At 66.9% G+C, this 21519-nt stretch carries 17 protein-coding genes, 1 tRNA gene and 1 pseudogene; 9 read left to right on the top strand and 10 right to left on the bottom strand.

Annotated features, from left to right (window positions below):
- Positions 1 to 56: 56 nt before the first annotated feature.
- Complete coding sequence (locus H0P51_RS26225) at positions 57 to 2375, bottom strand: DEAD/DEAH box helicase (RefSeq protein ID WP_180915707.1); 2319 nt, start codon at positions 2373 to 2375, stop codon at positions 57 to 59.
- Between the two features lie 299 nt (positions 2376 to 2674).
- Between H0P51_RS26225 and cspA the strand changes: the two genes are divergently transcribed.
- The 3 genes from cspA (at position 2675) to topA (ending at position 6586) form a co-directional block, all read left to right on the top strand.
- Complete coding sequence (gene cspA, locus H0P51_RS26220; protein WP_036363014.1) at positions 2675 to 2878, top strand: cold shock protein CspA; 204 nt, start codon at positions 2675 to 2677, stop codon at positions 2876 to 2878.
- 143 nt (positions 2879 to 3021) lie between these two features.
- The gene (locus tag H0P51_RS26215) at positions 3022 to 3600 is read left to right on the top strand and encodes a hypothetical protein (protein WP_180915706.1); all 579 of its coding nucleotides are present in this window, start codon (positions 3022 to 3024) and stop codon (positions 3598 to 3600) included.
- A gap of 163 nt (positions 3601 to 3763) precedes the next feature.
- Positions 3764 to 6586: a type I DNA topoisomerase gene (gene topA, locus H0P51_RS26210; RefSeq protein WP_180915705.1), complete on the top strand. Its 2823-nt coding sequence runs from the start codon at positions 3764 to 3766 to the stop codon at positions 6584 to 6586.
- Between the two features lie 37 nt (positions 6587 to 6623).
- Here the strand turns inward: topA and H0P51_RS26205 are convergent.
- Positions 6624 to 8304: pseudogene (locus H0P51_RS26205) on the bottom strand (adenylate/guanylate cyclase domain-containing protein); the annotation flags it as partial.
- Positions 8305 to 8405: 101 nt separating this feature from the next.
- Between H0P51_RS26205 and H0P51_RS26200 the strand changes: the two are divergent.
- Entirely contained in the window at positions 8406 to 9611 is a 1206-nt protein-coding gene (locus H0P51_RS26200; RefSeq protein WP_180915703.1) for a DNA polymerase III subunit delta', read from the top strand.
- A gap of 67 nt (positions 9612 to 9678) precedes the next feature.
- Positions 9679 to 9751, top strand: a tRNA-Thr gene (locus H0P51_RS26195).
- A gap of 515 nt (positions 9752 to 10266) precedes the next feature.
- On the opposite strand, the gene H0P51_RS26190 is transcribed toward H0P51_RS26195, so the two are convergent.
- From H0P51_RS26190 to H0P51_RS26175, 4 genes are all read right to left on the bottom strand, one after another.
- Positions 10267 to 10512: a type II toxin-antitoxin system prevent-host-death family antitoxin gene (locus H0P51_RS26190; protein WP_180915702.1), complete on the bottom strand. Its 246-nt coding sequence runs from the start codon at positions 10510 to 10512 to the stop codon at positions 10267 to 10269.
- Positions 10509 to 10775 (bottom strand): type II toxin-antitoxin system RelE family toxin, encoded by a 267-nt coding sequence (locus H0P51_RS26185; protein WP_180915701.1) that lies wholly within the window; start codon positions 10773 to 10775, stop codon positions 10509 to 10511. The genes H0P51_RS26190 and H0P51_RS26185 overlap by 4 nt, the downstream gene beginning before the upstream one ends.
- Before the next feature lie 199 nt (positions 10776 to 10974).
- Entirely contained in the window at positions 10975 to 11244 is a 270-nt protein-coding gene (locus tag H0P51_RS26180) for a hypothetical protein (RefSeq protein WP_180915700.1), read from the bottom strand.
- A 1109-nt stretch (positions 11245 to 12353) separates the two neighbouring features.
- Complete coding sequence (locus H0P51_RS26175; protein ID WP_180915699.1) at positions 12354 to 14168, bottom strand: hypothetical protein; 1815 nt, start codon at positions 14166 to 14168, stop codon at positions 12354 to 12356.
- Between H0P51_RS26175 and H0P51_RS26170 the strand changes: the two genes are divergently transcribed.
- On the top strand, positions 14134 to 15075 hold the full coding sequence (locus H0P51_RS26170) for an NAD-dependent epimerase/dehydratase family protein (RefSeq protein WP_180915698.1): 942 nt from the start codon (positions 14134 to 14136) through the stop codon (positions 15073 to 15075). The genes H0P51_RS26175 and H0P51_RS26170 overlap by 35 nt on opposite strands.
- A 54-nt stretch (positions 15076 to 15129) precedes the next feature.
- Here H0P51_RS26170 and H0P51_RS26165 read toward each other — a convergent pair whose 3' ends face one another.
- The 4 genes from H0P51_RS26165 to H0P51_RS26150 are packed head-to-tail and all read right to left on the bottom strand — an operon-like array spanning position 15130 to position 18040.
- Complete coding sequence (locus H0P51_RS26165) at positions 15130 to 15492, bottom strand: DUF2304 domain-containing protein (RefSeq protein ID WP_180915697.1); 363 nt, start codon at positions 15490 to 15492, stop codon at positions 15130 to 15132.
- A 16-nt stretch (positions 15493 to 15508) separates the two neighbouring features.
- Positions 15509 to 16240, bottom strand: coding sequence for a glycosyltransferase family 2 protein (locus H0P51_RS26160; protein ID WP_180915696.1), 732 nt, complete (start codon positions 16238 to 16240; stop codon positions 15509 to 15511).
- A 38-nt stretch (positions 16241 to 16278) separates the two neighbouring features.
- The gene (locus H0P51_RS26155) at positions 16279 to 17541 is read right to left on the bottom strand and encodes a polysaccharide biosynthesis protein (RefSeq protein ID WP_180915695.1); all 1263 of its coding nucleotides are present in this window, start codon (positions 17539 to 17541) and stop codon (positions 16279 to 16281) included.
- Between the two features lie 10 nt (positions 17542 to 17551).
- Complete coding sequence (locus H0P51_RS26150; RefSeq protein ID WP_180915694.1) at positions 17552 to 18040, bottom strand: inorganic diphosphatase; 489 nt, start codon at positions 18038 to 18040, stop codon at positions 17552 to 17554.
- 88 nt (positions 18041 to 18128) lie between these two features.
- Here H0P51_RS26150 and dacB point away from each other — a divergent pair, with 88 nt between their 5' ends.
- Genes dacB through tilS form a run of 3 tightly spaced genes read left to right on the top strand, consistent with a single transcriptional unit; the run spans position 18129 to position 21513 of the window.
- Positions 18129 to 19517 carry a D-alanyl-D-alanine carboxypeptidase/D-alanyl-D-alanine endopeptidase gene (gene dacB, locus H0P51_RS26145; protein ID WP_180915693.1) on the top strand — a complete coding sequence of 463 codons (1389 nt, stop codon included), beginning with the start codon at positions 18129 to 18131 and terminating at the stop codon, positions 19515 to 19517.
- Positions 19514 to 20569: a zinc-dependent metalloprotease gene (locus tag H0P51_RS26140; RefSeq protein WP_180915692.1), complete on the top strand. Its 1056-nt coding sequence runs from the start codon at positions 19514 to 19516 to the stop codon at positions 20567 to 20569. The genes dacB and H0P51_RS26140 overlap by 4 nt, the downstream gene beginning before the upstream one ends.
- Positions 20548 to 21513, top strand: a complete 966-nt coding sequence (gene tilS, locus H0P51_RS26135; protein WP_180915691.1) for a tRNA lysidine(34) synthetase TilS — start codon at positions 20548 to 20550, stop codon at positions 21511 to 21513. Before H0P51_RS26140 ends, tilS begins: the two co-directional genes overlap by 22 nt.
- Positions 21514 to 21519: the final 6 nt, after the last annotated feature.

Raw genomic sequence — 21519 nt, 5'->3', positions numbered from 1 at the left:
GCAGTAGGGACATCCAGCCCCCTTCGCACGGATCCGCTGCCCACGTTGGGGCCGGCTCAGCGCGAGCCCAGCGCTTCCAGCACCAGTCGCAACACCCGCACCGCACCGGCCTTGTCCAGCGGGTCGTTTCCGTTACCGCATTTGGGGGACTGCACACAGGATGGGCAACCGCTGGGGCATTCGCAGGCTTCGATGGCCGCCGCAGTGGCGCCCAGCCAGATGTCGGCCGTGCGAAATCCGCGCTCGGCGAAACCGGCACCGCCGGGGTGACCGTCGTACACGAAGACCGTCGGCAGCCCGTCTGGCCCGAGAGCAGTGGACAGCCCGCCTATGTCGCCGCGGTCGCAGCTGGCCACCAACGGCAACAGCCCGATGGCCGCGTGTTCGGCCGCATGCAACGAACCGGGTATTGCGGTCGGTTCAATGCCGTCGTGAGCTAATGCATCCGGCTCGATCGTGTACATCACGGCGACGGTGGGCAGGGAACTCTCCGGCATGCTGAGTTCGACGAAGTCGATCACTTCGCCGTCGATGCGGCGGCGGAGATAGCCGACCACTTGGTGAGTGACCGTCACCGGCACCAGACCCAGCGTGACGGGGCCGAACGTCGACCGTTCGCCCTTGCCGGTAACGGCGATGTCGGTGATTTCCCGTGCGAACGTCGCGTATCCGGGATCCTCGGCGTGGACGAAGGCGATGCCCTCCTCGAGGTCCAGGGAGTCGACAACGTAGCTTTCCCCCTGATGCAGATACACCGCTCCCGGATGAATCGAGGCCGGAGCCTGCCCGGCGCCGGTGCTGCCCAGCAGTCGTCCCGTGTCGGCTTCGACGATGACGATCTGGCCACCGATGGATCCCCGAATATCCACTGCGCCATGGGGTTCCACCCCGGGCGCGGGAAAGTATTTGCCGCCCCGGCGTTTCAGCAGGCCGTCGTCGACCAAGCCGTTGGCCACGTCGACCGCGTCCAACGCCCGGACCTCGGCCTCGTCCAACGGTAGTTCGGTTGCCGCGCAGAGCAATTGCGGACCAAGAATGTACGGATTTCGAGGATCGATCATCACCCGTTCGACGGGCTTGTCGAGTAGCGCGGCCGGGTGGTGAACCAGATAGGTGTCCAGCGGATCGTCGCGGGCGATCAGCACCACCAGCGCGCCCTGACCGCGGCGGCCCGAGCGGCCGGCCTGCTGCCAGAACGAGGCCACCGTACCCGGGAACCCGGCCTGCACGACGGCGTCCAACCCGGCGATATCGACGCCCAGTTCGAGGGCATTGGTGGTGGCCAGACCACGTAACCGGCCCTCGGCGAGCGCCTGCTCGAGCGCATTACGGTCCTCGCTCAGATAACCCGCCCGATACGACGCCACCAACCCCGACAACTGCGGGGCCACTTCGTCCAGCCGCGCCCGCGCCGCCAACGCCGTCAGTTCAGCCCCGCGCCGCGACCGCACGAAAGTCAACGTCTGTGCGCCCTCGACGATCAGGTCGGCCATCACCCGCGCCGCCTCGGCGCCGGCCGACCGTCGCACCGGGGCGCCGTGCTCGCCGACCAGGTCGCTGCGCAGCGCAGGCTCCCACAACGCCACCGTGCGCCCGCCCTGCGGCGACCCGTCGTCGAGCACCTCGGCGACCTGCTGCCCGATCAGCTCGCTTGCCGTCGCGCCCGGGGAGTCCGTCGTGGCGCTGGCGAAGATCACGGTGGGGCTCGAAACCCGATCGGCTGCGTAACGGGCACACAGGCGCAGCAGCCGTCGCAGCACCATAGCCACATTGGAACCGAAAACGCCACGATAGTAATGAGATTCGTCGACGATCACGTACCGCAAGCCGCGCAACAGCACTGCCCAGCGAGCATGGTTGCGCAGGATAGATAGGTGGATCATGTCGGGGTTGGAGAAAAGCCAGCGGGATCGCTCCCGGGCGAAACGGCGCACCTCGGCGGGGCTATCGCCGTCATAGGCGCTGGGTGCCACGTCCATCAGTTCCGCAGCGGTGACCAGGCTGTGAGCGGTCCGCAGCTGGTCATGCCCCAACGCCTTGGTGGGCGACAGATACAGAACCCGGGCCCGCGGGTCGCTCGCCAGCGCGGTGAGCACCGGCAGCTGGTATGCCAGCGACTTGCCCGACGCGGTGCCGGTGCTGATCACCACGTGGCGTCCGGCGTGCGCGAGTTCGGCCGCCTGTAGTTGATGCGACCAGGGCGCGCGGATACCGCGGTCGGTGAATGCGCGAACCACGCCGGGGGGTGCCCACTGCGGCCAGTCGCCCGGTTGACCCGGCCGGGGCGGCAGCTCGGCGACGTGGCGCAGCGGCTCCTCGCCGGGTGCTGTGCCGATGAGCGCGGCGGCCAGCAGCTCCCTGCCGAAACTCGCCATCGCCTTACCTTCCTGGTGCGCTGGTGGGCCGTTCGGTGACACTGACGTAAATTTGCGCGTCGGTTCGCCATCTGCGCGTACAACAGGCTGTCGCCGACGCGACGAACATGGTTGACTAAGTGCGGTCGTAGCTTCTGTGTTCGTGTCAAACTTTCGCAGGATCGACGTTGCGATCGCGGTTCCTGCGAGGTTATCTGTCGGGTGAAGTTCCGGCGACTACGCGAGGTATGGCGGTCGCAACGGGCCCGGGGCACCGAAAGGCGGCGCCCCGCACCAGAAAGTAAAGGAAAGATCGAGAAATGCCACAGGGAACTGTGAAGTGGTTCAACGCGGAGAAGGGGTTTGGCTTCATCGCCCCCGAGGACGGTTCCGCAGATGTGTTTGTCCACTACACGGAGATCCAGGGAACGGGCTTCCGCACCCTCGAAGAGAACCAGAAGGTCGAGTTTGAGATCGGCCATAGCCCCAAGGGCCCCCAGGCCACCGGAGTCCGCTCCGTTTAAACCGGGCAGATTCTGACGCAACCCCCCGGCGCAGCCCCGCACATGCGGAACCGCCCGGGGGGTTTTCGTCGCTTCGGCGCCGCTGCCCGCCGCGCCGGACGCGGAGCAGCAGCCGACCCTCCGGCTGGCCTACTGTCTGTGGCGTGAGCCAGCTTTCCTTCTTCGCCGCGGAATCGGTGCCGCCCGCGGTCGAGGATCTGTGTGGGCTGCTGGCCGCGCCGGGTCAGATCGTGATGGTCGGTGCCGGTGCACGGCTGTCGGTGGTCGTCGAGCAGCCTTGGCGGGCCGCCGCGCTGGCCGAGATGATCACCGAAGCCGGGCTGGTCCCCGAGATCACCCGAACCGACGAAGACCACCCCTTGGTGCGCACGGCGGTGGACCCGCGCTTGCGCCCTATCGCCAAGGAATGGACGCGAGGCGCGGTCAAGACGGTCCCGCCGCGCTGGCTGCCCGGTCCGCGGGAGCTGCGGGCGTGGACGCTGGCGGCCGGCAGTCCAGAGGCCGACCGATACCTACTTGGTCTGGACCCGCACGCGCCGGACACCCATTCGCCGCTGGCGTCGGCTCTGATGCGGGTCGGAATAGCACCCACCCTGATCGGCACGCGGGGCGCCCGCCCGGCACTTCGGATCAGTGGTCGGCGCAGGCTATCGCGCCTGGTAGAGAACGTGGGAGACGCTCCCGAGGACCCAGCGGCCGTCGACCAGTGGCCCCGGGTCTGACGGGTTGTCCAGGTGGGCCGCAGAGCTAGCCAGTTTGCGCAGGCCCGCCTTTTGGTGCGAAATTGTCAGTTGCCCGCGGGGAGAAGGTACGGCGGCGTACCGTCTCTTCCCTGTGGCGCGGCTCCGCCAGGGGGCCGAAGTAGGAGATGGAGCGTAAGCGCAGGTGGCTGACGGGGGCCCCGAGAGGGCGAGCAGCGGCAGGAACGGGAGCACCCGGCGACTCGTGATCGTGGAGTCGCCCACCAAGGCGCGCAAACTCGCCGGCTACCTGGGTTCCAACTACATCGTCGAGTCGTCTCGCGGCCATATCCGCGACCTGCCCCGAGCCGCGGCCGATGTGCCGGCCAAGTACAAGTCCGAGCCGTGGGCACGCCTGGGCGTCAACGTGGATCACGACTTCGAGCCGCTGTACATCATCAGTCCCGAGAAGAAACACACCGTCACCGAACTCAAAGGTCTACTGAAGGACGTCGACGAGCTCTATCTGGCCACAGATGGTGACCGCGAGGGCGAGGCAATCGCCTGGCACTTGATGGAGACCCTCAAACCACGCGTCCCGGTCAAGCGGATGGTGTTCCACGAGATCACCGAGCCGGCCATCCTGGAGGCCGCCGAGAACCCCCGCGACCTGGACATCGACCTGGTCGACGCGCAGGAGACGCGGCGCATCCTGGACCGGTTATACGGCTACGAGGTCAGCCCCGTGTTGTGGAAGAAGGTCGCGCCGAAGCTGTCGGCCGGCCGGGTGCAGTCGGTCGCGACCCGCATCATCGTGCAGCGCGAACGCGACCGGATGGCGTTCCGCAGCGCGTCGTACTGGGACATTCTGGCCAAGCTGGATGCCAGCGTCTCCGACCCCAAGGCGACCCCACCGACCTTCGCCGCCCGGTTGACCAACGTCGACGGACTGCGGGTGGCCACCGGTCGCGACTTCGACTCGCTCGGCGTGCTCCGCAAGGCCGACGAGGTGACCGTCCTGGATGAGGCCAGCGCCACCCAGCTGGCCAACGGCCTGCAGGGTGCGCAGCTCACCGTGTCGTCGGTGGAGGAGAAGCCCTACACCCGTCGTCCGTACCCCCCGTTCATGACCTCGACCTTGCAGCAGGAGGCGGGCCGCAAGCTGCGGTTCTCCTCGGAGCGCACGATGAGCATCGCCCAGCGGCTCTACGAGAACGGCTACATCACATATATGCGAACCGACTCCACGACGCTGTCGGAGTCGGCGATCAGCGCCGCGCGCAACCAGGCGCGCCAGCTCTACGGCGAGGAATTCGTCGCCCCTTCTCCTCGTCAATACACCCGCAAGGTGAAGAACGCCCAGGAGGCGCACGAAGCCATCCGGCCCGCAGGTGAGACGTTCGCGACCCCGGACGCGGTGCGGCGCGAGCTCGACGGCGACGAATTCCGGCTCTACGAGCTGATCTGGCAGCGCACGGTGGCCTCGCAGATGGCCGACGCGCGCGGCACCACGCTGAGCCTGCGGATCAGCGGAACGGCGGCTGGGCCCGCCGGAGAACGGCAGGTCGTGTTCTCGGCGAGTGGCCGGACCATCACCTTCGCCGGGTTCCTCAAGGCGTATGTGGAAACCGTCGACGAATTAGCGGGCGGCGAGGCCGACGATGCCGAGAGTCGGCTGCCGCAGCTGTCCGAGGGGCAGCGGCTGGATGCAATCGAGCTGAACCCGGATGGTCACTCCACCAACCCGCCCGCCCGCTACACCGAGGCATCGCTGGTAAAGGCGTTGGAGGAGTTGGGTATTGGCCGCCCCTCGACGTATTCGTCGATCATCAAGACGATTCAGGACCGCGGCTACGTGTACAAGAAGGGCAGCGCGCTGGTGCCGTCCTGGGTGGCGTTCGCCGTAATCGGGTTGCTGGAACAGCATTTCGGCCGCTTGGTGGACTACGACTTCACTGCGGCAATGGAGGACGAACTCGATGCCATAGCCTCGGGCAACGAGCGGCGCACCAACTGGCTCAACAACTTCTACTTCGGCGGCGACCACGGGGTACCCGACTCGGTAGCCCGATCCGGCGGCCTGAAGAAGCTGGTCGGTGTCAACCTGGAAGGTATTGACGCTCGAGAAGTCAACTCCATCAGGGTTTTTGATGATGCCGAGGGCCGGCCGGTCTATGTGCGGGTCGGCAAGAACGGGCCGTATCTCGAACGCACCGTCATCGGTGAGGACGGCGAACCCGCCCCGCAGCGGGCCAATCTCAACGACTCGCTCACCCCCGACGAGCTGACTCTCGAAGTGGCAGAAGAGCTTTTCGCCACCCCGCAGGAGGGTCGGGTGTTGGGTGTGGACCCCGAGACTGGCCACGAGATCGTCGCCAAGGATGGTCGGTACGGGCCGTACGTGACCGAGATCCTGCCCAAACCCGAAGACGACGGCCCAGAGTCGGGGTCGGCGGCGAAGAAGGGCAAGAAGCCGACCGGTCCCAAGCCGCGCACCGGCTCGCTGTTGCGCAGCATGGATTTGCAGACGGTCACGCTGGAGGATGCGCTGAAGTTGCTGTCGCTGCCCCGGGTGGTCGGAGTGGATCCCGCTAACGGCGAGGAGATTACCGCGCAGAACGGTCGCTACGGGCCATACCTGAAGCGTGGCAACGACTCTCGGTCGCTGGCAACCGAGGATCAGATGTTCACCATCACCCTCGACGAGGCGCTCAAGATTTATTCCGAGCCGAAGCGCTCGGGGCGGCAAGCCGCTTCGGCGCCGCCGTTGCGCGAGCTGGGCACCGACCCGGCGTCGGGCAAGCCTATGGTGATCAAGGACGGCCGGTTCGGTCCGTACGTCACCGACGGTGAGACCAATGCCAGCCTGCGTAAGGGCGACGACGTGCTGTCGATCACCGATGCGCGTGCGTCTGAGCTGCTGGCCGATCGGCGGGCGCGTGGTCCGGTGAAGCGGACCGCGAAGAAGACCACCCGCAAGGCGCCGGCGAAGAAAGCGCCGGCCAAGAAGGCCGCCAAGCGCAGCTGAATCGCCTAGGGTCTGCGGGCCCGGTCTGCCGGCGAATTTAAGCGAGATTTTGCGCCGGGGCATTTCGCTCCCGGCCCTGCTGCTGACCCGCCAACTTATCGTCGGGGGCCGCCAGATTGAGTGGACGCGCCAGTTGGGTTGGGGCCGTGCGGCCGCGCAGCTCCACCACCTCGCCTACGTCCCAGCACAGCGCTTCGGCGTCCAGGGCGCCGCTGACCGCGATCGCCGACGCCAGCACGTGGCCTTCTTCCAGCTTGGCCAGCTCGGTCAGCCGAGCCGCCTCGTTGACCGGGTCCCCGATCACGGTGTACTCGAAGCGCGCCTGCGCGCCGATGTGTCCGGCGATGGCCCGGCCGGCCGACACGCCGATGCCGAACTCGGCGTTGCCCAGCACCGGGATGAGTTCGTCGTGCAGCTCGCGTGCCGCCGCCAGCGCGGCTCCCGCGCCGTCAGGGTGCTCGATCGGTGCACCGAAGATGGCCAGGGCGGCGTCACCCTGGAACTTGTTGACGAACCCGCCGTAGCGGCCGACGGTCTCCACCACGACCCGGAAGAATTCGTTGAGCAGGTGCACCACTTCGGCCGGCGGCCGGGTTGCCGCCAGCTGGGTGGAACCCACCAGGTCGACGAACAGCACCGCAACATCGCGTTCCTGGCCGCCTAGTTCGGTGCCACGTTCCAGTGCCCGCCGGGCCACGTCCTCGCCCACGTAGCGGCCGAACAGGTCGCGCAGTCGCTGCCGCTCGGACAGATCGCGGACCATGTCGTTGAAGCCGGCCTGCAACAGGCCCAGCTCGCTGGCGTCGTAGATCTGCATGTGCGCGTTGTAGTTGCCCCGCTGGACTTCCGACAGCGCCCAGCGCAGTTGGCGCAGCGGGTCGGCGATCGACATGGAAACCAGTAGTGTGCTGGCCGCGCCGATCGCCAGCGCGGCCAGGGCCAGCAGCAGGATCGGGTTGAACAGCACGTGTGGCGAGGCGTGCAGCAGGGAGATCTTGTCCGAGATCACCGCCAGCACGATCGCCAGCAGCGGCACCGCGGTGGACAACACCCAGGTCAGCATCAGCCGCAAGATGACGCCGGGGGCGCGCACGTTCTCCGGCACACCGCTGCGCAGCGCCGCCACCGCCACCGGCCGCAATACGCGCTCGGATTGCAGGTAGCCGATGATCGCGGTGGCCGTGGCGCCAAGGGCGTTGGCGACCATCACCACCGGCGCGGCGTGGCGGGCCACCGACCAGCTGGCGATGACAAACACGATGCTGCCTAGCGCCCAGGATCCGACCGTCGTCACCGTCCGGTAGAACGGCATCCGCAGCGCGCGGGTGCGGGCTAACTCGCTGGTGGACGGATCGGCTTCAACCAGCAGATTGTCGCGGCGCTGCCAGCGGAACACCGGCACCAGCAGTTTGAGGTTCCAGGCGAACCCCGCGAGGAACAGCAGGATCACCGCGCAGATGAAGACCACCACGTTGACCGTCGGGAGGTCCTGCAGCTGGATGCGGTCGGTGGGCGGCAGGCCGTACCGGAGGAAGCCGAGCACGAACAAGCCGCCGATGATGTCGGCCTGCAGCATGCTCAGCGAGAACACCGGCCAGGGAGTGCGCACCACCCACCGGACGAATGCGCTGATTCGCCTGGGAAGTTGTGCGGCCGTGGTCATCGAAACCACCGTATCGGTCGGCGGGGACTCGTCGGAAACTTAAATGTGCACCGGCAAGTCTCCCGCCGGGGGTGAATGAGCAGGAAAGATCACGGAATTGTCGCGAAACGGACGCTGATCGGTATCCGTCGGGGGTGCTCACTAGTGTTGCCGTTGATGACAGGGGTGTTTACTCGGCTGGTAGGCCAGCAGCTGGTGGAGGCCGAGCTGCGCGCCGCCGCCCGCGCAGCTCGCGGTGATTCGGCTCACAGCCCGCTCGAGGCCGGGAATATGACACATGCCTGGCTGATTACCGGGCCGCCGGGGTCGGGGCGGTCGGTGGCGGCGTTGTGCTTCGCCGCGGCGCTGCAGTGCACCTCCGACGACGAACCCGGCTGCGGGACCTGCCGGGCCTGTACGACGACCATGGCGGGCACTCACGCCGATGTGCGCCGGGTGATTCCCGAAGGTCTGTCCATCGGCGTGGACGAGATGCGCGGCATCGTGCAGATCGCGTCGCGGCGGCCGACCACCGGCCACCATCAGATCGTGGTCGTCGAGGACGCCGACCGGTTGACCGAAGGCGCGGCGAACGCGTTGTTGAAGGTCGTCGAGGAGCCGCCACCGTCGACGGTCTTCCTGCTGTGTGCGCCCTCGGTGGACCCCGAGGACATCGCGATCACACTGCGCTCCCGGTGCCGGCACGTCGCGCTGGTGACACCGTCCACCGACGCAATCGCGCAGGTGCTGATCGAGGGCGATGGGCTGGATGCCGAAACGGCGCACTGGGCGGCCTCGGTCAGCGGTGGCCACGTCGGGCGGGCGCGTCGGTTGGCTACCGACCCAGAAGCCCGGCAGCGGCGGCAGCGGGCGCTGGAGCTGGTCCGCGACGCGGCGCGACCGTCGCGGGCGTTTCTTGCGGCCGAGGAGCTGGTCGCCGCCGCCGAGGCCGAAGCGGTGGCGCTGACCGCCGGGCGTGCCGAGGCTGAGACCGAGGAGCTGCGCACGGCGTTGGGAGCAGGCGGTACGGGTAAGGGCGCCGCGGGGGCGGTGCGCGGCTCCGCCGGCGCGCTCAAGGATCTGGAGCGCCGGCAGAAGTCCCGGCAGACCCGCGCTTCGCGCGATGCCTTGGACCGTGCGTTGATCGACCTGGCCTCGTACTTCCGCGACGCGGTGTTGGTCTCCTCCGGTGCCGGACAGGTGCGGCCCAACCACCCGGACATGGCCGGGCAGGTGGGATCGCTGGCCGCGCACGCCAGCCCGGAGCGGTTGCTGCGCTGCGTTGAGGCCGTTCTGGAATGCCGCGAGGCGCTGGCCATCAACGTTAAGCCGAAGTTCGCGGTGGACGCCATGGTCGCCACCATCGGGCAGGAGCTGCGGTAGTGGACTTGGGTGCGGTGGTGGGGCTGCCGTAGACTCGTGCCGCCCGTGAGGGCCGAAAAGCTGGCAGGCCGCCTTAGCTCAGTCGGTAGAGCGATTCACTCGTAATGAATAGGTCAGGAGTTCGATTCTCCTAGGCGGCTCAACCTCGCATTCTGCGAGCTGGACATAGGCCGCGGCGGACTCGTCAACCTCATCCAACTCGGCAGGGTCACAGTCGGTAGACATGCGCAACTGTAGAACCTTGGCGCCATCGGAGTAGGTGGCTGACGTCCCCGGTGTCGGTGGCGGCGGAAAATCGCGAATTCCCGTCGCGATGTAGTCAAATGAGAGCCCCAGCTTTTCACACAGTGCTTCAAGCTCGCCCAGCGCCCAGTCCGTGGCATCCCGTCAGTCGCCTAGATAGCCATTGCTGCTTGACGCCGCAGGCCACGGCCGCTGCCGTGGTTGACAGTCGCCTGCTGGCTAATTCCTCGCGCTACCGCCGGTTCGCAGCGGCGGTGGCGCTTTCTCCGCCCCGTCTTCCGATGAATACCAGAGTGAGCCCCATAGTAGGTAAACAACTCTTCATCGTCTCGGACGTGTTCGACGTAGCCGCTGCAGCTGTTGCAGATCGCGTCGTACAGCAGCCGTGCGACCTGCTCGCGCCGGCGGTCGCTCATGAGTCGCCGGCCAGCCCGAGTTCGGCGCGCAGCTTGCTTGCCGAGATGGTGACGCCGGTACGTTCGTGGACGCTGAGCCGGTCGCGCAGGTCCTCGATTTCGTCGCGCATGCTGTCGTAGCGGGCGGCGCCGATGATGATGGCTGCCGGTTCGGAGTGGTTCATCAGCAGTACGTCCTCGTCTTGGCTGTGGCGTACGAGTTCGGACAGTTTGGCCTTTGCCTTGCTTATCGGAATCATCATTTCCGGTAGACCTCCTTGCGGTGTGCGACGCGGGTGACGGTGACGATGAGCAGGCCGTCGTTGATGACGTACACGATGCGGAACACGCCGACGCGGATGCGGTAGGCGTCGGTGGTGCCGCTGAGCTTGGTGTAGCCGTGGGGGCGGGGGTCAACAGCCAGGGCGTCTATCGCGTCCATGATGCGGCGTTGGTCGTAGCGCTGCATCTTCTGGATTTGCTTCGCTGCGCTGGTCTCGATTTCGACCTGGTATTCGCTCACCATACGAAAATGGTACCAACATATGGACCATAATTCTAGTCCAAATGTATGGACCTATTTTACGGACCTATTTTCAGGTGGCGGTGCGTAGCTGCTCAGCAAGACGGATGATCTGGTCAACGATGTCGCTGCTGCTGGGGCTTGGACCTGTACGACAGAGCGTCGCCCGCGCCGAGCCGGGGGCGTTCGGCGTTTCAGGCGCCTACCATCGGTGTTCATGCCAGCTGTTGGTGACCTTGTTGGCTGAACCGGCGGCGCGTGGATGGTCCGCCCGCCGCAGCGCTGCCCGACCGGCCACCAGCTGGGGCGGGGCCGGATGCTCGTCGGGCACCAGCCCTGCGGATGTGCGCGTCGCGGCGGCCGCACCACCTGGGCGTGCCTTCAGTGCGACGCCGTCACCTACGCCCCGCCGCTCGGCCCTGAGTGCCGGCCGCTGTCGGGCGCTGCCGCCGTCCGCTAACCCGCCTGGCATTCACGCATCGGGCTCTTTCGGCCGGGACCGATACCCTGCTCTTACATTGCCAGCACTCCCAGTTCTCGGCGTCACCATCGACGTTCTGCACGGTGTTACAGCGTCGGCATTTCACCGCCCGCATCCCTTTGGGCGCCTGAGGACGCCGGGACTTCAAGCAGGCCACGATCATCACGCCGATGACCCCAAGCACGGCTCCCAGGAGAAAAGACCCGGCGGCGGGGCGGTTCTTCGCCCTGCCAATTGCGAGGCAGATGGCCCCACATATCAGGCTGGCGACAAGGAGGGGGATTACGGTGCTGGCCAGGTTCTGGTGGCGCATAAGGGTCTGCGTGGTCCGAAGGTCGACATCGGCTGCAACGAGCGCTGTCCCAAACCAGTGTCATAGTTGGTGTGCCGATCCGGGGACCCCAGCCCGCACCATAGCTGCCGTAATTGTGTTCGATATAGAAACGCGGTGCTGATGTCCATTATTCGTACCGGGAAACCAATAACTTTTGCTGGGCATAAATTCAGCGTGGTCTAGTACCATTCTGTGAATTGGTAGTGACGCGGTAATAGATCCCTTTCCTGTAACGAACATAGTTCGGCTGGACAGGTCAACATGATCACTCTTTAGTTTTGCGATCCCGTGCACCCGCAGCCCTTGCAGCGCAGCGAGCAATACCATCGCCCGGGCGCGACGGTGCATTTTTGTGGCGAGTAGCCGACAGAGGTGATCGTTGGACAGCGGGCGAGGCTCCGACCTAGGGCGGCGGGGGCGCCCTAGGTGCTGCATAGGGTTGTCCGGTCGGTGACCTTGGGTCTGCAACCACAGGAACCAAGCCGCTAGCGCGCCATAATAAGTCCAGCGTGTTCTTGGCGCCCAGTCACGTGTTGGCCCGGGATGTCCATGGGGTAAAGGTTGGAGGTCCCTGGGGAATTTTGACCCGTCATTTCGGTCACTATTTGGTGACACCCGATCTTTAGCATGCGGTTGGTAGGTCGATATAGTCGAGATATTTGAGCATATACTAGCAGTTTGCTATCTATTTATTGAACAGGCCAGGAGTTCGATTCTCCTAGGCGGCTCCACAACCGGCTGGTCTGCGTCTGCCGCAACCCGATTGCTACCGGTCTGGCCGCAGTGGCACCAGAAAACCGACCGGTCCAGAAGACAGACACAACGAAAGTGCGGCCGTGTTCGCGCGCACCATGATGGCGTCGCCCGCCCCGGGCAGCCGGGCATACACGGTATTGAGCCCCGGATGTACCGGCACTTTCACTTCGGGGCCCTCGGACAGCGCCAGCGTCATCGAGCCGTCGCTGTTGCCCAGGTAGTGCAACTCGACGGTCCAGTCGGCCGGTAGTAGCGGCCCGTCCAAGGCCATCCGCGTCGGGTGATCCGGCTGGGTGAAGTAGCCACAGTTCTGCACGGGTCCCGGTTTGATAGTACGCACCCAGGTCACTCGCGCCGGAACGAGCTGACCTTCGCTGTTCAGCATCTGCAATTCTGTTGTTGCCGAGGCAAAATCAGGCCTATCGTGCAGCAGGGTGAACATGTGGCTGGCCAGGTTCTCCGGCCAGGCGACCCGCTGCAGCACCAGCGGGTCGACTTCCTGATCCAGCAGCGGCACCGTCGGATTCGCGATCGCCAGCCCAGAGCGGGCATTGTTCAAGTAAGGCTCGGCCGGGTTGTCGCGCCACGACGTGAGGAATGTCGACGTCGAGTACAGGCTGCTGGCCAGAAACAACACTCCCACAACGCTTGTCGCCACGGTCCGTTGCCGCGACGCGTCCAGCCACGCCGATGACGCCCGATTGGGTGCGGTGAACCCGACCGCGGCCAACAGTGCCAGCACCACCACCAAATCCGGGAAGTAGCGCAGCGTCTGGGCCAGCTCGAGCGCGGTGAACCGGGACGAGCGCATCAGATAGATCGGCACTTGGCAGGCGGCGGTGTAACCCGCCGCGGTCAACCACACCGGCACGATTCGTTGCTTGCGCAGCAGCGAAACCGCAAGCGTCGCAACCAGAACCAGCCAACCCAGCGTCATCACCACCGGGCCGGGAGTTGCCCACGGCGAAGCCGGTGCCCAGCGCGCCCACTGCCAAGGCCCGCCAGCCAGGCCCGGCACGATGCCGTGGGTCACCGAGCGGCGCAGCAGGGCCCACGTCATCGAAAGATCCGAACTCCACCGCCGCTGGTTGACCACGGCCAGATACAGCGCCACCCAGCCGGCGGTCAGCGCCAACGACGGCACCCACAACCGGATGCCGCCCCGCCACGCCCTGCGCAACGCCGGCCCGTCACCGGCCACGTGGCAACCCAGCGCGACGACCGCGAAAGCGACGAACGGGATCACCGCGGCTTTTTCGAAGAACAGCAGGCCACCGAGATACGCCAGCAGCCCGGTGGCGGCGTAGCGCGCCCGCCCGGTACGCATCAACAGCACGGCATCGCCACACACCCACGCCAGCGCCGCCAGCATCGGCAGCGAGTTCAGTGCCGCCGACCACCAGGCAAATCCCGGCACGCTCAACGGGCTAAACAACGCGAACGTCAACGGGATCAGCAGCACCGGACGCCAACCGAGGATTACATACAGCGCCCGCAGCAGCGCCAACGACGCCAGCAGCTGCAGGAGTACCAGGCTGATCGCCGGCCCGGTCCAGTTCAGCGGCGCCAGCCGGATGATGGCGCCCGCCACCAGAAAAGCGCCGGGCATTACATGGCCGTCGTGGTCGTCGAACAGGTACGACGGCGATAGCAGCCCCTGGGTGCCGGCGCGGCCGATCAGGATCAGATCGTCCCAGTAGAAATAGCCGCGGAACGCCAGCACACCGCGGATCACCAGCTGCAACACGATCAGCACGGTCGCCGCGATCGCCACTCTGTATGGTGGGCCGGTGCGCGCACTGGTCACCGGGGCAGCCGGTTTCATCGGGTCGACGCTAGTCGACCGTCTTCTGGCCGACGGCCACGTGGTGGTGGGTCTGGACAATTTCGCCAGCGGCCGCGCGACCAACATCGAGCATCTTGCCGACAATCCCGCGTACGCGTTCGTCGAGGCCGACATCGTCACCGCAGACCTGGACGGCATACTCGATCAGCACCGGTGCGAGGTGGTGTTTCACCTGGCGGCCCAGATCGACGTGCGGCATTCGGTGGCCAACCCGCAGTTCGACGCCACAGTCAACGTGATCGGCACCATCCGGCTGGCCGAGGCCGCGCGTCGGGCGCAGGTGCGTAAGGTGGTGCACACTTCGTCGGGCGGCTCCATCTACGGTGTGCCGCCGCAGTATCCGACGCCCGAAACGGTGCCCACCGATCCTGCTTCGCCCTATGCGGCGGGCAAAGTGGCCGGCGAAATCTACCTGAACACCTTCCGGCACCTGTACGGCCTGGACTGCTCACATATCGCCCCAGCCAACGTGTATGGCCCGCGCCAGGACCCGCACGGCGAGGCCGGGGTGGTGGCGATATTCGCCCAGGCACTGCTGGAGGGCAAGCCCACCAAGGTGTTCGGTGACGGCTCCAACACCCGCGACTATGTATACGTCGACGACGTCGTCGACGCCTTCGTCAAGGCTGCTGGGGAGGCTGGCGGCGGGCTGCGCTTCAACGTCGGCACCGGCGTCGAAACCTCAGACCGGCAACTGCATTCGGCGGTGGCCGCGGCGGTCGGAGGTCCGGACGATCCGGAGTTTCACCCGCCGCGTCTCGGTGACCTTAAGCGCTCCTGCCTCGACATCGGTTTGGCAGCAGAGGTTTTGGGCTGGCACCCGCAGGTGGAACTCGACGAGGGTGTGCGGCGCACGGTGGACTACTTCCGGCACAAACACGGCTGACCGCTGCCCACGGTGAATCCCGCGACAGACACGCCGAGAGGAGTGTCGCAGGATTCACTCTCGCGGGGAGAGCTCCGGGGCGGGTTCCGGCTCCTGGGCGCCTTCCACCGCGATGGCCCGCGCCAGGCGCGCGTAGCGCAGCTCCAAGTCCTTGAACCGCATGTAAGTGCTCAGCGTGGTGAAACTGAACGCCATGATCAGCGCATACAGCATCAGGTCGGTGCCGCGGTTCACCCCGAACCAGTGCGCCACCACGGTGGTGTCGTCAGGGCGCAGCACGGCGTAAATGCCGAGCACCACGAACAGGACGTAGCCCACTTTCACCCAGGCGCGGGCCCGTGCGCTGCGGCGTGAGCGCAACAGGAAGACGAGCAGCGCGATGATCGAGCCGATCAGCAGCACCTTGATCCAGTTCATCGAGCGCTCCTCTCAATCATCGGCGTATCCGCCCACGCAGGAATCCGTCGAAGATGATGTTGACGCCGTTGAGCAGCGGCTGCCCCTTGGACTTGGAGTATTCGGTGTAAAGCACTTCGACTGGTTCTTCGGCTACCCGCCAATGGTTTTCGGCGATCATCATCACGATCTCACTGGCGTGACTCATCCCGCTCATGGTGATGTTCAGACCGTCGGCCACTGTCTTGTTAAACACCCGTAGCCCGTTGTTGGTGTCGGTCAGGCCGAGCCGGCGGCCCCGCCGGCTCAACCGCGCGGCCGTCTGCAGCACGATCCGCTTCAGCAGCGGTGGCCGGCTCGCGACGGACTGGCCGAACCGGGTCCCGATCACGACGTCGACGTCGCCACGGTTGAGCCGGTCGATCATCCTGGCCACGTCTTTAACCCGGTGCTGCCCGTCGGCGTCGAAGGTGGCGAACACCGCAGACCCGGGTTGCCTGCGCGCGTACTCGATGCCGGTCTGGATGGCCGCGCCCTGGCCCAGGTTGATCGGATGGCGCACCAGGTACGCCCCCGCCTGCCGGGCGACCTCGCCGCTGCCGTCGGTGCTGCCGTCGTCGACCACGACGACGTGATCGAAGACCGAACGCAACTCTGCGACGACCTCGCCGATCACAGTGGCTTCGTTGTAGGCGGGAACGACAATCCAGGCTTCGGGGTAACGCGCTTCGGGGTAACGCGTGTCGGTACCTAACTTTTCAGTGCCCATATCCAAGCCCACAAGTTACACGCCAAAACTGGCCGTCATCAGCCTCGCGCGCGGCCGGCACGCCCCAAAGCGGCGAGATGGACGCCAATTCCCACCAGCGGGCCGCACAGCAGACCGACCACGGTGCGGGTCTCCAGCTCCAGCGGCAGCATCAGCAACAGTCCGGAGGCCACCGTCGCGCCGACCCAGCCCAGCGCGTACGCCCGGTGCAGGGCGGCCGCGACCGCGGCCGCGCCGGTCAATGTCAGCAGCGCGATCGATACGGCAGCGGCGGTCAACCAAGCCAGCAGCGCGCTGCTGGCCTGATAGTCCGCCCCGAAGGCGAACCGCAGCAACCACGGGCCCACTACGCCGGCCAGCAGCACCCCCAGCCCGCCGATACCGGTGACCAGTAGCGCCGGTGCCACCAGGGCACGCAACCGGTGCCCGCGCTCGTCGACGAAGTGCGCGATCAGGTTGCCCTGCATGGCGGTCAGCGGAACCAATAGCGGCGCGCGAGTAAGTGTGACCGCCAGGATGACCACGCCGCCCTGTGGTCCCAGCTCGGCGGAGGTGAGCTTGAGCAGCACCGGAAAGCCCATCACCAGGATCGCGCTGGCCCCCGCCGCGGTGATCGAGTGGGCGGCGCCGCGCAGAAACATCGCGGCGCTGCCGGGCGTCACTAGCCGCGCCGCCGCGCGTGCGGCCGGTGAACTGGCGAGCATGATCAGCCAGGCCACCGAGCCAGTGACGGTCGCCCACAGGAAACCGGCCAGGCCCCAGCCGAGCACGTAGGTCGCCGTCGCCACCGCCACCCGGATGACGGCATCGGTCACCATCAACGCCCCGTACTGCCCCCACCGGTTGGTGCCGGCGAGCATCCCCTGCAGGGTGGAGTGCAGGCAGAACCCGGCCAACCCGACGCTGAGCAGCGCCACCGACAACGAGCGCTGCTCGACGAATACCCGTCCGCTCCACAGCGGTGAACTCCCCGCGATTACGGCGGCCGAGGTCAGGCCGACCACAGCGGCGACCCGCAGTGGATGCGTCCGTCGACTTGGCAGCTCAGCCAGGTACTGCATGGCCCGGATCTCGCGCGTCGCCTCCTGCAGTAAGCCGCTGGCGGCGCCGGTAACCAGCCCAAACGCCCCCCAGAACACCCCGAATATGGAGAAGCCACCCGGCGCGAGGTTGCGCGCCGCCAGATAGATCACCGCATAACCGCACAGCGCGGTCACCGCGGTCGCGATGCCTACCCGCGCGACGCTGGCGCGTGCGATCGGTCCCGCCGACGCGCCATGGGCGCTCGCGCCGTCCGTCACGGGCTAGGCGTCAGTGGCCGCTGGACTTGAATCGCTCCACCGAACGCTGCACCTCGGCTTCGGCTTCGGCACGGCCGACCCAGTCGGCGGCCTTGACGAACTTGCCCGGCTCCAGGTCCTTGTAGTGCACGAAGAAGTGCTTGATGGCTTCGAGTTCCCACTCCGGGACGTCGCCGATGTCTTGGATGTGGTCCCAACGCTGGTCACCGGCCGGCACGCACAGCACCTTGTCGTCGCCACCGGCCTCGTCGACCATGCGGAACATGCCCACCGGCCGCGCCTCCACCAGCACCCCGGGGAACAGCGGCTGCGGCAGCAGTACGAGAGCGTCCAGCGGGTCACCGTCTTCACCGAGGGTGTCCTCGATGAAGCCGTAGTCGGTCGGGTAAGCCATCGGTGTGTAGAGGTAGCGGTCCAGCCTTACGCGGCCGGTCTCGTGGTCGACCTCGTACTTGTTGCGCTGGCCCTTTGGGATTTCGATGGTCACGTCGAATTGCACGGATACACAGTAGTCGAGCAGTGTCTTAGCGTTCCTTCGTGGCCGGTTCGGCAGAATGGGGCGCAGAAGACAGGAGTTTCGCAGTCCTATGGGTCCCAAACGCTGGCGCAAGACCACCCACGTGTTGGTGGGGTTGACGGTGTGTGCGTTCGTTGCGGCCGTGGTCGCGGCCGCGGTGCTGTTCACCACCGGTGGGCATGGCGGCAGCGGGGCCCGGTCACCGGTACCCCCGCCCCGTCCGCCCACCGTCAAAGCGGGGGTGAGTCCGGTGGCGGACAACGCCGAGGCACCGAGCGCCGGCGGGGTGGCGGCGGCACTGGCCGCGGCCGCCGCCGACCCCAATCTGGGCAGGCTGGGAGGCCGGATCACCGATGCCATGACCGGCAAGGAACTGTGGCGTCAACTTGACGACGTGCCGATGGTGCCGGCATCGGTCAATAAAATCCTGACCGCCGCCGCGGCGCTGCTCACCCTGGACCGGCAGGCGCGGATCAGCACCCGGGTGGTGGCCGCCGCGCAGAGCTCGCAGGGACCTGTGGTGTTGGTGGGCGCCGGGGACCCGACGCTGTCGGCCGCCCCGCCCGGCGTTGACACCTGGTATCGCGGTGCGGCCCGGATCAACGACTTGGTCGAGCAGATACACCGCAGCGGAATGACGCCGACGTCGGTGCAGGTCGACATGTCGGCTTTCAGCGGTCCCACCATCGCTCCGGGTTGGGATCTCGCCGATGTCGACAACGGCGACGTCGCCCCGATCGAGGCGGCGATGATCGATGCCGGCCGCATTCAGCCCACCACCGTCAACTCCCGCCGCTCTCGAACGCCGGCGTTGGATGCCGGGCGGGAGCTGGCTAAGGCCTTGGGGCTGGACCCGGCGGCGGTATCCGTCGCGTCGGCGCCTTCTGGCGCCCGGCAACTGGCCGTTGTGCAGTCCGCACCGCTGATCCAGCGGCTGTCCCAGATGATGAACGCCTCGGACAATGTGATGGCCGAGTGCATCGCGCGTGAGGTGGCCGCCGCCATCAACCGGCCGCGGAGCTTCACCGGCGCGGTCGACGCAGTGACCAATCGGCTCAACATCGCGCATGTGGACACCGGTGGGGTCGCGCTGGTCGATTCCAGTGGCCTGTCGGTGGACAATCGCTTGACCGCACGCACCCTCGACGGCGCGGTGCAGGCTGCCGCGGGGCCGGATCAGCCGTCGTTGCGGGCCTTGCTGGATCTGCTGCCGATCGCCGGCGGCAGCGGCACGCTCGGTGAACGCTTCCTCGACCGGTCCACCGATCAAGGCCCGGCGGGCTGGCTGCGGGCCAAGACCGGCTCGCTGACCGCCGTAAACTCGCTCGTTGGGGTTCTGACCGACGCGAGCGGACGGGTGCTTACCTTCGCGTTCATCTCCAACGACGCCGGACCCAACGGCCGCAACGCAATGGACGCGCTGGCGACCCGGTTGTGGTTCTGTGGGTGCGCGGCATGACCGACACCGCCGAACTGACCATGGGCAACGCCGTCGACTGGCGTTTCGCCGCCGCAGTGGGGGAGAAGCTGACCCGCGGGGGTCCGGTCACGTCGGAGTACACCCGCCGCCAGGTGATCGACGAGCTGATGAGCGCCGCCGCGCAGGCCGAGCCACCGGTTCGCGACGTCACCGGCCTGATCACAGACGGCGCGGTGCCGCCGGCCCGCGTGGTGGACCGGCGGCAGTGGATCAGGGCGGCCACCGAGTCGATGCGGGCGATGACCAACGGAGGTGATAAGCCGCGGGGCTTTCTCACCGGCCGGCTCACCGGCGCGCAGACGGGAGCTGTGCTGGCGTACGTCTCCTCGGGCATCCTCGGCCAATACGACCCCTTCGGCGAATTCGGGGACGCGCGGGCGGGGAGCCTGTTGTTGGTGTACCCCAATGTGATCGCAGTGGAGCGCCAGCTCAACGTCGAGCCGTCCGACTTCCGGCTGTGGGTGTGCCTGCACGAGGTCACTCATCGGGTGCAATTCACCGCCAACCCGTGGATCGCCGGCCACATGTCGAGTTCGCTGGGTCTGCTGACCCAAGAGCCCGCCGAAAACCTCGGAGAGGTGGCGAGCCGACTCGCCGGTTTCGTCCGCAGCCGCGGAAAGGGTTCCGATGATTTCGGTTCCGAGGGGATCCTGGGTTTGGTGCGCGCCGTGCAATCCGAGCCGCAGCGCAAGGCGCTGGACCAACTGCTGGTGCTCGGAACGTTGCTGGAAGGCCATGCCGAGCACGTGATGGACGCGGTCGGACCGATGGTGGTTCCGTCGGTGGCCACCATCCGCAACCGGTTCGACGAACGTCGGCAGCGTAAACAGCCACCGCTGCAACGGATTTTGCGCGCACTACTGGGTCTAGATGCCAAGCTAAGCCAGTACACCCGTGGCAAGGCGTTCGTCGACGCGGTGGTGGACAGGGTCGGAATGACGCGCTTCAACACGGTCTGGACGAGCCCCGAGACGTTGCCGCTGCCTGCCGAGATCGAACATCCACAGCGATGGATCGATCGGGTGCTGTAGCCCAGCTGCGCAGGGCTGCAATCGAATTCGCCCGCGTCTACGTAGCTGGCGACGAACGGTGGTGTGTCGGCCTGTCCGGCGGGCCGGACTCGTTGGCGCTGACCGCCGTCGCCGCGGAGTTGCGGCCCACCCTGGCGTTGATCGTCGACCACGGGCTGCAGCCGGACTCTGCTGTTGTCGCGGAAAACGCACGCGCACAAGCTCTTTCGTTAGGTTGTGTGGACGCGCGGGTGCTATCCGTCGAGTGTGACCCGTCCGGCGCCGGAGGGCCGGAGGCGGCGGCGCGCACCGCCCGCTACGCAGCCCTGCGGGCCCATCGAGACGGCCCGGTGCTGCTGGCGCACACCCTCGACGACCAGGCGGAGACGGTGCTGCTCGGGCTGGGCCGCGGCTCGGGTCCCCGGTCCATCGCCGGCATGCGTCCTTTCGATTCGCCCTGGTGTCGGCCGTTGCTGGGGGTGCGGCGGGCCGTGACGCTGGCCGCCTGTGCCCAGCTGGGCCTGGCGACGTGGCAGGACCCGCACAACGCCGACCGCCGCTTCACCCGGGTTCGGTTGCGCCGCGAGGTGTTGCCGCTGCTGGAAGACGTGCTCGGCGGTGGGGTCGCCGAAGCGCTGGCCCGCACCGCGACGGCGCTGCGTGAGGACACCGAGTTCCTCGACGCGATTGCCGCCGCAGCACTGGCCGACATCGGGTCCGGCGACGGGTTGGATGCCAGTGCGTTGTCCGCCCTGCCCGACCCGGTGCGGCGACGGGTGATCCGGGGCTGGCTGCAATCCGGCGGTGCGGTCGGGCTCACCGACAAGCAGATCCGTGCGGTGGACAGGCTGGTCACGGCATGGCGGGGCCAGGGCGGGGTGGCGGTCGGGTCTCAGTTGCGTGGTCGGCGCTTGGTTGCCGGGCGGCGTGCGGGCTTGCTTACGTTGTCGCCCGAGGCAATGTGAGAGCCT

The sequence above is a fragment of the Mycobacterium vicinigordonae genome, from assembly GCF_013466425.1.
In the GTDB taxonomy this organism is placed as follows: domain Bacteria; phylum Actinomycetota; class Actinomycetes; order Mycobacteriales; family Mycobacteriaceae; genus Mycobacterium; species Mycobacterium vicinigordonae.
This window is presented reverse-complemented; position numbering and strand designations above follow the sequence as displayed.

Excerpts from the sequence above, each read along its gene's own strand:
- H0P51_RS26225 (WP_180915707.1), bottom strand. The coding sequence starts at position 2,375 with ATGGCGAGTTTCGGCAGGGAGCTGCTGGCCGCCGCGCTCATCGGCACA.
- cspA (WP_036363014.1), top strand. The coding sequence starts at position 2,675 with ATGCCACAGGGAACTGTGAAGTGGTTCAACGCGGAGAAGGGGTTTGGC.
- H0P51_RS26200 (WP_180915703.1), top strand. The coding sequence starts at position 8,406 with ATGACAGGGGTGTTTACTCGGCTGGTAGGCCAGCAGCTGGTGGAGGCC.
- H0P51_RS26190 (WP_180915702.1), bottom strand. The coding sequence starts at position 10,512 with ATGATGATTCCGATAAGCAAGGCAAAGGCCAAACTGTCCGAACTCGTA.
- H0P51_RS26185 (WP_180915701.1), bottom strand. The coding sequence starts at position 10,775 with ATGGTGAGCGAATACCAGGTCGAAATCGAGACCAGCGCAGCGAAGCAA.
- H0P51_RS26180 (WP_180915700.1), bottom strand. The coding sequence starts at position 11,244 with ATGCCAGGCGGGTTAGCGGACGGCGGCAGCGCCCGACAGCGGCCGGCA.
- H0P51_RS26175 (WP_180915699.1), bottom strand. The coding sequence starts at position 14,168 with ATGAAACCGGCTGCCCCGGTGACCAGTGCGCGCACCGGCCCACCATAC.
- H0P51_RS26165 (WP_180915697.1), bottom strand. The coding sequence starts at position 15,492 with ATGAACTGGATCAAGGTGCTGCTGATCGGCTCGATCATCGCGCTGCTC.
- H0P51_RS26160 (WP_180915696.1), bottom strand. The coding sequence starts at position 16,240 with ATGGGCACTGAAAAGTTAGGTACCGACACGCGTTACCCCGAAGCGCGT.
- dacB (WP_180915693.1), top strand. The coding sequence starts at position 18,129 with ATGGGTCCCAAACGCTGGCGCAAGACCACCCACGTGTTGGTGGGGTTG.
- H0P51_RS26140 (WP_180915692.1), top strand. The coding sequence starts at position 19,514 with ATGACCGACACCGCCGAACTGACCATGGGCAACGCCGTCGACTGGCGT.
- tilS (WP_180915691.1), top strand. The coding sequence starts at position 20,548 with ATGGATCGATCGGGTGCTGTAGCCCAGCTGCGCAGGGCTGCAATCGAA.